Origin of the sequence: Sphingobium sp. SYK-6, from assembly GCF_000283515.1 — a bacterium.
GTDB lineage: Bacteria > Pseudomonadota > Alphaproteobacteria > Sphingomonadales > Sphingomonadaceae > Sphingobium > Sphingobium lignivorans.
In genome coordinates this window covers 159,137-170,770 of sequence record NC_015976.1, presented here as the reverse complement: position 1 = coordinate 170,770, position 11,634 = coordinate 159,137, and the positions used below count along the sequence as shown (strand labels likewise).

Here is an 11,634-nt window from a genome sequence, read left to right as displayed (position 1 = left end):
GAAATGATGCGGGATGTGACGATCCGCCGGGCACTGCTCTCAGTGTCCGACAAAACGGGGCTTGCCGATCTGGGAAAGGCGCTCGCCGGTCATGGCGTGGAGCTCGTCTCGACCGGAGGCACCGCGAAGGCGCTGCGCGAAGCGGGCCTCGCGGTGCGCGACATCTCCGATCTCACAGGCTTCCCCGAGATGATGGACGGCCGTGTCAAGACGCTGCACCCGGTCGTGCATGGCGGGTTGCTCGCCGTGCGGGACGATCCCGGGCATGTCGCTTCCATGGAGGCGCACGGGATCGGGGCGATCGATCTGGTGGTCGTCAATCTCTATCCCTTCGCGCAGACCGTCGCGAAAGGCGCGGACTGGGACGAGATCATCGAGAATATCGATATCGGCGGTCCCTCCATGGTTCGCTCGGCCGCGAAGAACCACACCAGCGTGACGATCGTCACCGATCCGGCCGACTATGCGCGGCTGGTGGCCGAGATGGAGGCGCAGGGCGGCGCAACGAGCTATGATTTCCGCCGGCTCTGCGCTGCCAAGGCCTATGCCGCGACAGCCGAATATGATGCCATGATCGCAAGCTGGTTCGCGCTCGCCGATCAGGGCGAGATGTTCCCGCCGCGCCTCTCAGTGCCGCTGCGGCTCGGCCAGTCGCTTCGCTACGGGGAAAATCCGCATCAGCAGGCCGCGCTCTATCTGCCCGCATTCGCGCCGGGCGGGACGCTGGCCGATCACCGGCAAGTGCAGGGCAAGGCGCTTTCCTACAACAATCTCAACGATGCCGACGCTGCCCTGGAACTCATCAGCGAGTTTCGCGACGGGCCGCCCACGGTCGTGATCGTCAAGCACGGCAATCCCTGTGGGGTCGCGACGGGGGAGACGCTGGCGGAAGCCTATCGGGCGGCTTTCCAGTGCGATACCGTGTCCGCCTTCGGGGGCATCATCGCGGTCAACCGCCCGCTCGACGGGGCCACGGCGGAAGCGATCACCGAGATCTTCACGGAAGTCGTGTGTGCACCCGATGCCGATGATGCCGCGAAGGCGGCATTCGCGACGAAGAAGAACCTGCGGCTCATCCTCACCGGCCCGCTGCCCGACCCGGCACGGACGGGCATGACGCTGCGAAGCATCGCGGGCGGTGTGCTGGTGCAGAGCCGCGACAATGGCCATGTGACGCGCGAGTCGCTGCAGGTGGTGACGAAGCGCGCGCCCACGGATCGTGAGTTGGAGGATTGCCTCTTCGCCTGGACCGTGGCCAAGCACGTCAAGTCCAATGCCATCGTCTATGCCCGGGACGGCGTGACCGCCGGCATTGGCGCGGGGCAGATGAACCGTCGGGATTCCTCCCGGATTGCCGCGATCCGCGCGCGCGAGGCCGCCGAGATCGCGGGTTGGGCGCAGCCGCGCACGGCCGGCTCGGCTGTTGCGTCCGACGCGTTCTTTCCCTTCCCGGATGGCCTGCTCGCCGCTGCCGAGGCCGGGGCCACCGCGGTGATCCAGCCCGGCGGATCGCTGGGGGACGCGGACGTGATCGCCGCTGCGGACGACGCCGGGCTCGCCATGGTCTTTACCGGCATGCGTCATTTCCGGCATTAAGGGCATCATTCATCGGGAGGATCAGGGCCATGCGCTTTTTCCGTCAGTTCTTCGCTCCGGTCCTGCTGGCCACTGCCGCGCCGCTGATTGCGCAGCCCGCCCAGCAAGCCAGTTCGCCGTCCGTTCCGCAGGGGCTGCTGCCCACCGTGGCGGCGCCTTCCGCCTATCGCATCGATCTCACCATCGTACCGGAGCGTGAGCGCTTTTCGGGGCATGTCGAGATCGACATCGATGTGAAGGAAGCCTCCCAGTCGCTGTTCATCCATGGCCGCGACCTTGCGATGCACAAAGTGGCAGCGCGTGTCGGCAGGCAGGTGATCGCCGCCAGCTATGCCGAGGTCGATTCGCTGGGCGTGGCCCGGCTCGATTTCGCTCGTCCGCTACCTGCAGGCAAAGCGACGCTGGTCTTCGATTATGACGCACCGTTCGGGGCGAGCCCGTCCGGCCTGTATCGCGTCAAGGTGGCCGACAAATGGTATGCCTGGACCCAGTTCCAGTCGATCGATGCCCGCGCCGCTTTCCCCGGTTTCGACGAACCGGGCCACAAGACGCCCTTCACGGTCAGCCTGACCGCCCCGGCCGGCCAGACCGCGCTCACCAATGCGCCGCAGACCGGTGAAGAGACGGTCGGCACGCTGGTGAAGCACAGCTTCGCCCCGACCCTGCCGCTGCCAACCTATCTGATGGCATTCGTCGTGGGACCGATGGCCGTGGCGGAAGGCAGCGTCGCGCCGACGCCCGAGCGCGCGAAGCCGCTTCCAGTGCGTGTCGTCGCGACCGAGCCGAACAGCGAGAAGCTGGCTTTCGCGCTGGAGAACACCGGACCGATCGTAACGCTGCTGGAACGCTATTTCGGCACCCCCTTCCCTTTCCCCAAACTCGACCAGATCGCCTCGCCTGTGATGCAGGGCGCGATGGAGAATGCCGGGGCGGACATCTACGGCGACCCGATCCTGCTGCTCGGCAAAATTCCTCCGGTTGGACAGCAGCAGCTGTTCGGCATGGTGGTGGCCCATGAACTGGCGCACCAGTGGTTCGGCGACCTCGTGACGCCGAAATGGTGGGACGATCTGTGGCTCAACGAGAGCTTCGCCAATTGGATGGGCTATCGCATCGGCGATGAATGGCGGCCGGACCTGAAGATCGGCGTCGGTGCCATCGACGAGGCGTTCCAGGCCATGAACACCGACGCGCTGACCGCCGGCCGCCCGATCCGTCAGCCGATCAAGAGCAATGCCGAGATCGACAGCGCCTTCGATGCGGTGACTTATGGCAAGGGCGGCCAGGTCGTCTCCATGATTGCGTCCTATCTGGGTGACGAGAAGTTCCGTAACGGCGTCCGCCTCCACATGGATCGCCACGCTTATGGCTCGGCAAGCAGCGAGGATTTCTTCGCTTCTCTGGCCGAGGCGGCGGGCGACCCGCGGATCGTCGAAGCGCTCAAGAGCTTCGTCCACCAGCAGGGCGTTCCGGTCGTGAAGCTCGCGCGCGCGACAAATGGCCTGACGGTCAGCCAGTCCCGCTATCACCTGCTCGGAAGCCAGGTGCCGGCGCAGAGCTGGCTGATTCCGCTCTGCGTGAAGCTCGGCGAGGCACGGCAATGCTCGCTGCTCGATCGGCCGACGGCAACGCTGCCGCTCACCGGGGCCGGCGCAATCATGCCTAATGCCGACGGCACCGGCTATTATCGCTTCTCGCTGGATGAGGCGGAGTGGGTGCGGCTGATCGAGGCCGGCCCCGGTCTCGAACCGGGCGAGGCACTGGCGCTCAATGACAGTCTCTGGGCGGACATGCGGGCAGGGCATGCCGCGCCCTCATTGCTGGTCAAGGCGGCGCGGAGCATGGCCGGCCATGCCTATTCGGAAGCTGCGACGGAGGCTGGCGATCGCCTGGCTGGACTGCGCCGGCGCGGGCTTTTCCCCGGCAAGACGCTGGATGCCTACAAGGCAACGCTCGATGCGATCTATGCGCCGATGCTGGCGGAGCTTGGCTTCGATCCCCGCGCCGGCGCTTATGCCGCCGACGATCCGGATCGTCGCGCGCGGCGCGGCAGCCTCGTCTCGCTGCTGGCCGGCGAAGCGAAGGACAAGGGCGTGCGCGACACCCTCGTCGCCGCGATGAAAGCCGACCTTGCCGGAGATGCCGGTGCGCTCGACCTCTCCTTCCTTTCCGCCGCACTTGGCGCCTATGTGGCGCAGGGCGGGCAGGCCGTGGCTGGCGATCTGTTCACTCGCGCCCTCGCGAGCGAGGATACGGTGCGGCGCGGCGCCATGCTGAGCGCGCTGGCCGGCAGTGGCGATCCGGCGATCGCGCAATGGCTGATCTCCCGCTTTGGGCAGGAGGGCCTGCGGCCCACGGATACGCTGCGCATGGTGCGCGGGATGGCGAGCGAGCCAGCCACGCGGGCCCTGGCCATCGACTGGCTGGTCGCGAACTATGATTCGGTGGTGACCGGCGCCGGCATCTTCGCGGCGGCCAGCCTGCCCGGGATCACCCAGTCGGGATGCTCGGCGGCGGAAGCCGATCGCGCGGAAGCGGCACTGCGGCCCAAGGTGGTCCAGTATCAGCGCGGCGCGCTCGAACTTGACCGGGCCATCGAGCAGATTCGCGCCTGCGCCGCGTTGCGCACGGCGCGGGGCCGCGAAATCGCCTCGATGTTCGACTGACCGTCGGCCTTTTGCCGGCGGCACCATGTCGCTACACTGGTGATCCGGGGGCGAGTCTTTTCGTTCATGAAAGGTCTGGCCAATGCGACTTTGCCATATCGCGCATGCGGGTCTGCTGACCCTGATGCTGCCTCTGTCCTCACTGGCTGCGGCTCACCATGGCTGGAGCAGCTATGATGCCAGGAAAACGATCGAGATCGAGGGATCGCTCAAGACGCTGCGCTGGGCAAACCCTCATGGCGCAGCCACGGTCCGCCATGACGGGCGCGATTGGGACGTGGTGCTCGCCCCGGTCGCGCGCATGGAAGCCCGTGGCCTCACCGAGGCGATGATGAAGCCGGGCGGTACGGTCACATTGATCGGCTACCCGCGCACTGACGGCACCGCCGAGATGAGGATCGAGCGCGTCATCGTGAAAGGCAAGGCATACGAGCTACGCTGAAGGCCACGCCGCGGGGCAGCTCCGGAAGAACGCGACATGACGCTGCTATTGTTCGATCTTCGACGCCGCCGGGAGAGGGCCGGGGGAGATCTCGCGCTTGCAGGCGGGCCCGGTTCGGCGGAAATGCCCATACCGGTCATCCGCCGTTAAGATGCGTGCACACACGGCGAAGCGAGGATAAGCTCGAGATCGTGCCGCCCTTGATTGCAGACTTCATCTTCCCGGCTCTCGCTGCCTCGGGACGCTGCCGCTGATGCTTGCCGGCGAGCGCTATGGCGGCGTTTCCGTACGCGCGCGCAAGCTGGGTCCGCTTGCGCTCACGCTCGCGCTGCACGCACTGGTCATCGCGCTGCTTCTCTTCCACCGCTCGATGCCGATTCCACGCACGGTCGAACAATCGCTGACCACCATTTTTCTGCCGGCTTCCAAGCCCGAGCAAGCCGACGCCTCGAAGGCGCGAACGCAGCGTCAGGCGAAAGAGGCGGCGAGCGAGGCGCCCAAACCGGCGACGAGCCCGCCCGAGCCGCCAAAGCCCGATCCTTCCCCCGCGCCTGTCCTGCCCAATTACCTGACAATGACCAGCGCCGAGTTCGCGGCTGCCGATATAAGCCGCATGCCTTCGCATAGCCGCAGCCGGGGCTCGTCGACGCAAGAGGCTGACAGCGAGGCTGCCTATGGCCCCGGGGAAGGCCCGGGCGGCGCGCGTCTCTATGAGGCTGACTGGTATCGCAAGCCCAGCGACGCGGAACTGGCCGGCTATCTGCCGGCCAATCGCCCGCGCCGGGGCTGGGGGCTCATCGCTTGCCGCACCATCGAGGATTACCGCGTGGACGATTGCCGGACGCTGGGCGAATCGCCGCTAGGCTCCGGCTTCGGCCGCGCCGTGCGCGAGGCGGCCTGGCAGTTCCGCGTTCTGCCCCCGCGCATCAACGGCAAGCCGATGGTCGGGAGCTGGGTGCGCATCCGCATCGAATATGGCGAACGGGAAGGGCCCGGCTGAGGCCGGTTTAACGCTTTGTTAGGCCATTTCGTTCACTTCCCGGCGAGGACAATCTATCCGGGGGAACTGCCTGCATGTCTCGTCCTGACCAGCCGGTCGACGTCGCGATCATCGGCGCTGGCCCCGCGGGCCTCACGGCCGCCTACCTGCTGACCAAGGCCGGCTACAGCGTCACCGTGATCGAAAAGGACCCGGCGCAGGTCGGCGGCATCAGCCGGACGGTCGAGCATGAGGGCTTCCGGTTCGACATCGGCGGCCACCGTTTCTTCTCCAAGTCGCGCGAAGTCGTCGATCTGTGGAACGAGATCCTGCCGCACGACTTCATCGAGCGACCCCGGATGAGCCGCATCTATTATCAGGGCAAATTCTACAGCTATCCTCTGCGCGCGTTCGAGGCGCTCCGCAATCTCGGCCTGCTACGCTCGGCACTCTGCATGGCGAGCTACCTTCGCGCGAAGCTGCGCCCCATCCGGCAGGTGAAGAGCTTCGAGGACTGGGTGGTGAACCAGTTCGGCCGCAAGCTCTATTCCATCTTCTTCAAGACCTACACCGAGAAGGTGTGGGGCATGCCCTGCGACGAAATGTCCGCGGACTGGGCCGCACAACGCATCAAGGGTCTGAGCCTCGGCGCCGCGGTGCTGGATGGCCTCCGGCGCAGCCTCGGCCTCAACAGGAAGCCGAACGACGGCATGGGCGCGAAGACGCTGCTGGAGCATTTCCGCTATCCACGTCTCGGCCCCGGCATGATGTGGGACGCCGCGCGCGACCATGTGCTCGCCGGGGGCAACCGGGTGCTGATGGGACATGCGCTGAACCGGATGGCGCGGGATCAGGTGACCGGTCGCTGGCGCGTGGTTGCCAGCACGAAGGCCGGAGAGACCATCACGATCAGCGCCGCCCATGTCATCAGCTCCGCACCGATGCGCGAGCTGACGGGCCGCATCCATCCGGTGCCGAAAACGCTCGGCAATGCGCTTGCGCTGAATTATCGCGACTTCCTGACGGTGGCGCTGATGATCCGCTCCGAGGACCTTTTCCCGGACAACTGGATCTACATTCACGATCCGCGCGTGAAGGTGGGCCGAGTCCAGAACTTCCGCAGCTGGTCGCCCGAAATGGTGCCCGATCCCGACATTGCCTGCGTCGGCCTCGAATATTTCTGCTTCGAAGGCGATGGCCTGTGGTCCGCCAGCGATGCGGATCTCATCGCATTGGCCACGCGCGAGATGGAACTGATGGGCCTCGTCTCCGCCGATCAGGTGGTCGGCGGCGCCGTGGTGCGACAGGAAAAGGCCTATCCGGTCTATGACGAGACCTACGCCGCCAATGTCGAGGCGATCCGCGCGGAGTTGGACGAGGCCTATCCCACGCTTCACCTGATCGGCCGCAACGGCATGCATCGCTACAACAACCAGGATCATGCGATGATGACGGCGATGCTGACCGTGCGCAACATCCAGGCCGGCAGGAAAATCTACGATATCTGGGCCGTGAACGAGGACGCCGAATATCACGAGGCAGGGCGCGAAGGCGTGTTCTCGGGACCGGACCTGACGGCGGGCGAACGGGCGGCGCTGGCGAGCACGCGCGCGGTGCCGGCACCCGTACGGGCTGCCTGAGTCCGCATCATGACCGGTTTCATCTCGCTGCGCTACATGCGCTATGGCGTCGCCAGCCTCGCCGCGCTCGTCTGTGATGTCGGGTTGTTCGTCCTGTTCCTGCGCACCGGCCTGACCCCGGCGCTCGCCGCCGCGCTGGGCTATGGCATCGGCATCGCCGTGCACTGGCTCATGTCGTCCCGGCTGGTCTTCCCCGATTGCGCGGCGCCTCCCGGGCCCGAGAGGCTTCGCCAGCAAGGGCTGTTCGTCGGATCCGCACTGGCGGGGCTCGCGCTCACCACCGTCATCGTGAGCCTTGGCCATCTGCTGGGCCTGCTGCCGATCTTCGCCAAGCTGATGGCCATCGTCATCAGTTTCCAGGTCACATGGCTGCTGCGCCGGTCCATCGTGTTTTCCGGATGGTGAGCGGTTCGGCCAGTTTCGCGCCGGGCCCGCGCGTGCTGATTCTCATGCTCTGGCTGCTGTCGGCCAGCGTCATGATCGCGATCAACTGGCAGTACATCACCGCCCTCTATTTCCTTGATCCCGACGATGCCCTGCGACTGGTGCAGGTGCGGGACCTGCTGGCAGGACAGAGCTGGTTCGACAGCCTGCAGCACCGCATCCATCCACCGACCGGCGTGCCCATGCACTGGTCACGGCTGGTAGACCTGCCGATCGCGTCGATGCTGGCCCTCCTCACGCCCATGCTGGGTGTGGCGCTGGCCGAACGCGTGACGCTGGTCGCGATACCGCTCCTGATGCTGCTGGCGCTCTGCTTCATCGTCCATGCCACCGCGCGGGCGCTGGGGCTGCATCGCGGACCGGCGCTGCTGGCGGTCATCCTGCTGCTCTCCTCCGCGTCGATCCTCATCCGGTTCGCGCCCATGCGTATCGATCATCATGGCATGCAGATCGTCATGGGCGCTCTTGCCATGCTGGCCCTGACGCGGGCGGACTGGCGTGACGGGCGCGCCGGATTGCTGGCGGGCGTCGCGATGGCGGGCTGGCTGCAGATATCCATCGAGGGCCTGCCTTATGCGGTGCTGGTCGGAAGCATATTCGGGCTTCGCCACGTTGCCCGCACCGATCGCTGGCCGGACCTGCTTGCTTATTTGGCTGCCCTCACTGGCCTCTCGGCGATATTGTTGTTCGGCACCCACACACCGGCTGACGCGCTGTTTCCATGGTGCGACAGCGTCTCGCCGGCCTATCTGGTGCCGCTCGCGCTCGCCGCGATCGTGCTGATCGGCGCGCAGCGCGCCTTTCCAGGCGGCACGCGCCTGCAGCGCTCGGTGCCCTTGGCGCTGGCCGGCGGCGCCGGTCTTGCCGCCTTCCTCGCGCTGTCGCGGCAATGCCTCGCCGGGCCGTTCGATACGCTCGATCCCCTCGTTTACCGGCACTGGTATCTCTCCGTCCGCGAAGGGTTGCCCCTGACGGCGCAGACGCCCGACATGCAGGCGATGATCGTCCTGCCCTCGCTGCTCGGCCTTGTCGGGAGCATCATCGGCCTGCGGCGAGCCGCGCATGGCCCGGAGCGCATGGCCTGGGTTGCGATACTGATCCTCCAGTTCGGCGCACTAGCGGTTTCCCTCAGCGTCATGCGCGCCATGTCATTCGCGCATCTCGTCGCGCTTCCGGGCAATGCCGTGCTGCTCGGGCGCTTGGTAGCGGCGGCACAGCGGCTGAGGTTCATGCCGTTGCGCGTGAGTCTCACGGCGGCCACAGCCATCGCCACGCCGCTCGGGGCCGTCTCGGCCACCGCCGCCCTGCATCACGACCAGGAAGCCGGGGATAGCGAGGCAGCACCACGATCTGTCGCTTGCGCCAGTCTTTCCCGCCTGCGGGGGCTGAGCGCTTTGCCTCCCGCCACATTGTTCACGCCGCTCGACATCGGCGCGCATGTGCTGGCCTACACACACCATGCCGTCATCGGCACCGGCCATCATCGCAACATCGAGGGCATGAAGATGGTCATCGAAGGCATGACCGCGACGCCTTCCGCCGCGCAGGCGATCGTCGCGCGCGCCGGGGCGGATTACGTCGTGCTGTGTGCGCAGGAGAACGAGGTGCGCAAGTACCGCCAGCTCAATCCGCGTGGCCTCGCCGCAGTCCTCGCCTCCGGGAACCCGCCTGAGTGGCTGGAACTCGTGCCGATGCGTCCCGGCGAAAGCGTGCTGGTGTACCGGGTCAGGCTTCGGGCTCGATAAGGCGCGTTCGGATGCGGAGGGGCATCCGCCCGGCTCCGCTTCATCTCTGCCGCAAATTCGCCAGCCGGTCAGCCGGAGGCCGCAGCCGGGATGAATTTCAAGGCGGCGCCGTTCATGCAGTAGCGCAGGCCCGTGGGCCTTGGCCCATCGTTGAAGACATGGCCGAGATGGCCGCCGCACCGCACGCAATGTACTTCCGTCCGGGCATAGCCCAGGATGTGGTCGGTGCTGGTGCCCACCGCCTTGGGCAAGGGTCGCCAGAAGCTGGGCCAGCCGGTGCGGCTGTCATATTTGGTGGCGGAGGAGAAGAGCGGAAGGCCGCAACCGGCACAGGCGAAGATTCCCTTGCGCTTCTCCCCGTTCAGCGGCGAACTGTAGGCGCGTTCCGTCGCCGCCCGACGCAGAACGGCATAAGCCTGCGGCCCGAGCCGCTTGCGCCATTCCGCATCGGTGAGCTGAAAGGGCGCGCTGGGTCGCCCGGCGGCGCTTGCCCGCCCGATGCCAGCCAGCGAGAGAAGCGCCAGCGAGGCCGCGCCGCTCAGCATCGCTCGTCGGTCCTGTCCGGTCCCGTGTTCCATCGCCCTGATGTGGGCGCGCGAACGGGCTTCGCAAGTCCCCCCGCTTCGGCTAGGCAGCGCCGCCATGGCACGGCCGGACTCCCGGACGCTGGAAGAGCGAATCAAGGCGGAAGCCTTGCGCCTCGGCTTCACCTCCTGTGCGATCACGCGCGCGGATGCGATTCCGGAGGCGGCGGGGCGTCTGCGCGCCTGGCTTGCCGCCGGGTGCCATGGCGAGATGGGATGGATGGAGGACCGTGCGGAGCAGCGCGGCAGCCCCGCCGCGCTCTGGCCGGAGGTGCGGTCCGTCATCATGCTGGGCATGAGCTATGCGCCTCGATCCGACCCCATGGCGCTGGCCGACTATCCCTCCACGGGCCGCATCTCGGTCTACGCCCAGGGGCAGGATTATCATGACGTCGTGAAGCGGGCGCTCAAGGCACTGGGCCGCTGGCTGGCGGAAGACAGCGGCGTGGCGCTCAAGGTGTTCGTCGATACCGCGCCCGTCATGGAGAAGCCGCTGGCGGCCGCCGCAGGCCTCGGCTGGCAAGGCAAGCACAGCAATCTGGTCAGTCGTACCGAGGGGAGCTGGCTGTTCCTGGGCTCGATCTACACCACGGCCGACCTGATACCCGATCCGCCCGCGCGGGATCGCTGCGGCTCCTGTGACGCATGCCAGCGCATCTGCCCCACCGATGCGTTTCCGGCTCCCTATCGTCTCGATGCGCGGCGCTGCATTTCCTATCTCACCATCGAGCACAAGGGCCCGATCCCGGAGGAGTTACGGCCGGGCATTGGCAACCATGTCTATGGCTGCGACGACTGTCTCGCCGTCTGTCCCTGGAACAAGTTCGCGCAAGTTGCGCGAGCCAACAGGGCCTATCTGCCGCGCGCAGAACTGGTCGCGCCCGAGCTTGCCGATCTGCTGGCACTCGATGACGCGGCCTTCCGGGCCGTGTTCGCCGGCTCGCCGATCAAGCGGATCGGGCGCAACCGCATGGTGCGCAACGCTGCGATCGCTGCCGGCAACAGCGCCGATCCCGCACTGGTGCCTGCGCTGCAACGGCTGGTGGACGATGATGACGCCGTCGTGGCGGAAGCGGCGCGCTGGGCTCTGGAGCGGCTCGCCACGCAAATCACAGCAACGGGCGACCAGACCGGCTGATCCGCCTAGCGGTCGCGCAACATCTTCGCGCAGGCGTTCCAGTCCATGTCCGCCCCGTTGCCGTCGCGCGCGTCGACATGCGTGACGACAGGCTCGCGATTGGCAGCCGGCGCATAGAGATAGGCATCGAGCACGCACCGGCCGTTCGCGAACTGGAGCTTGCGCGCCGCCGGGTCGCGGATGTCGAGGCGCGGCTCGCCGAAGAGGCGCGTCAGTCCCCGTGCATCGGCCCCCATCAGGCCGCCAGGCTGCGACTTCCTGGCCGGCGTGAACCCCGCCGCCGGCCGCGCGGCATCGCCGGGCGGGACGACGCCGGCACCGCAGGCTGCCAGCGCGGGCAGCAGGCCGAGCATCAGTGCCGCCGCGCTGCCATGTCGGATGATGAATGCGCGGACCATGC

Annotated in this window: 10 protein-coding genes; 8 read left to right on the top strand and 2 right to left on the bottom strand. The window is 67.0% G+C overall.

Going from position 1 to position 11,634, the window contains the following annotated elements:
• Positions 1-6 precede the first annotated feature (6 nt).
• The 7 genes from purH (at position 7) to SLG_RS00780 (ending at position 9,512) form a co-directional block, all read left to right on the top strand.
• Positions 7-1,596 carry a bifunctional phosphoribosylaminoimidazolecarboxamide formyltransferase/IMP cyclohydrolase gene (gene purH / locus SLG_RS00810; RefSeq protein ID WP_041392294.1) on the top strand — a complete coding sequence of 530 codons (1,590 nt, stop codon included), beginning with the start codon at positions 7-9 and terminating at the stop codon, positions 1,594-1,596.
• Between the two features lie 29 nt (positions 1,597-1,625).
• Positions 1,626-4,262, top strand: coding sequence for a M1 family metallopeptidase (locus SLG_RS00805; protein WP_014074494.1), 2,637 nt, complete (start codon positions 1,626-1,628; stop codon positions 4,260-4,262).
• A gap of 124 nt (positions 4,263-4,386) precedes the next feature.
• On the top strand, positions 4,387-4,704 hold the full coding sequence (locus SLG_RS00800) for a DUF6152 family protein (protein ID WP_197535676.1): 318 nt from the start codon (positions 4,387-4,389) through the stop codon (positions 4,702-4,704).
• Between the two features lie 253 nt (positions 4,705-4,957).
• Positions 4,958-5,704 carry a hypothetical protein gene (locus tag SLG_RS00795; RefSeq protein ID WP_014074492.1) on the top strand — a complete coding sequence of 249 codons (747 nt, stop codon included), beginning with the start codon at positions 4,958-4,960 and terminating at the stop codon, positions 5,702-5,704.
• A gap of 74 nt (positions 5,705-5,778) precedes the next feature.
• A complete protein-coding gene (locus SLG_RS00790; protein WP_014074491.1) occupies positions 5,779-7,323 on the top strand; it encodes an NAD(P)/FAD-dependent oxidoreductase in 1,545 nt (514 codons plus the stop codon).
• A 9-nt stretch (positions 7,324-7,332) separates the two neighbouring features.
• Positions 7,333-7,728, top strand: coding sequence for a GtrA family protein (locus tag SLG_RS00785; protein WP_014074490.1), 396 nt, complete (start codon positions 7,333-7,335; stop codon positions 7,726-7,728).
• On the top strand, positions 7,689-9,512 hold the full coding sequence (locus tag SLG_RS00780; protein WP_148276451.1) for a hypothetical protein: 1,824 nt from the start codon (positions 7,689-7,691) through the stop codon (positions 9,510-9,512). The genes SLG_RS00785 and SLG_RS00780 overlap by 40 nt, the downstream gene beginning before the upstream one ends.
• 68 nt (positions 9,513-9,580) lie before the next feature.
• Here SLG_RS00780 and msrB read toward each other — a convergent pair whose 3' ends face one another.
• Entirely contained in the window at positions 9,581-10,090 is a 510-nt protein-coding gene (gene msrB, locus SLG_RS00775) for a peptide-methionine (R)-S-oxide reductase MsrB (protein ID WP_014074488.1), read from the bottom strand.
• Positions 10,091-10,154: 64 nt separating this feature from the next.
• On the opposite strand from msrB, the gene queG reads away from it, so the two are divergent.
• A complete protein-coding gene (queG, locus tag SLG_RS00770; RefSeq protein WP_014074487.1) occupies positions 10,155-11,234 on the top strand; it encodes a tRNA epoxyqueuosine(34) reductase QueG in 1,080 nt (359 codons plus the stop codon).
• Positions 11,235-11,239: 5 nt separating this feature from the next.
• Here the strand turns inward: queG and SLG_RS00765 are convergent, their stop codons facing one another.
• Positions 11,240-11,632, bottom strand: a complete 393-nt coding sequence (locus SLG_RS00765; RefSeq protein ID WP_014074486.1) for a hypothetical protein — start codon at positions 11,630-11,632, stop codon at positions 11,240-11,242.
• Between the last annotated feature and the right edge of the window lie 2 nt (positions 11,633-11,634).

Excerpts from the sequence above, each read along its gene's own strand:
- SLG_RS00795 (WP_014074492.1), top strand. The coding sequence starts at position 4,958 with ATGCTTGCCGGCGAGCGCTATGGCGGCGTTTCCGTACGCGCGCGCAAG.
- SLG_RS00765 (WP_014074486.1), bottom strand. The coding sequence starts at position 11,632 with ATGGTCCGCGCATTCATCATCCGACATGGCAGCGCGGCGGCACTGATG.
- SLG_RS00805 (WP_014074494.1), top strand. The coding sequence starts at position 1,626 with ATGCGCTTTTTCCGTCAGTTCTTCGCTCCGGTCCTGCTGGCCACTGCC.
- SLG_RS00785 (WP_014074490.1), top strand. The coding sequence starts at position 7,333 with ATGACCGGTTTCATCTCGCTGCGCTACATGCGCTATGGCGTCGCCAGC.
- SLG_RS00800 (WP_197535676.1), top strand. The coding sequence starts at position 4,387 with ATGCTGCCTCTGTCCTCACTGGCTGCGGCTCACCATGGCTGGAGCAGC.
- SLG_RS00790 (WP_014074491.1), top strand. The coding sequence starts at position 5,779 with ATGTCTCGTCCTGACCAGCCGGTCGACGTCGCGATCATCGGCGCTGGC.
- msrB (WP_014074488.1), bottom strand. The coding sequence starts at position 10,090 with ATGGAACACGGGACCGGACAGGACCGACGAGCGATGCTGAGCGGCGCG.
- SLG_RS00780 (WP_148276451.1), top strand. The coding sequence starts at position 7,689 with ATGGCTGCTGCGCCGGTCCATCGTGTTTTCCGGATGGTGAGCGGTTCG.
- purH (WP_041392294.1), top strand. The coding sequence starts at position 7 with ATGCGGGATGTGACGATCCGCCGGGCACTGCTCTCAGTGTCCGACAAA.
- queG (WP_014074487.1), top strand. The coding sequence starts at position 10,155 with ATGGCACGGCCGGACTCCCGGACGCTGGAAGAGCGAATCAAGGCGGAA.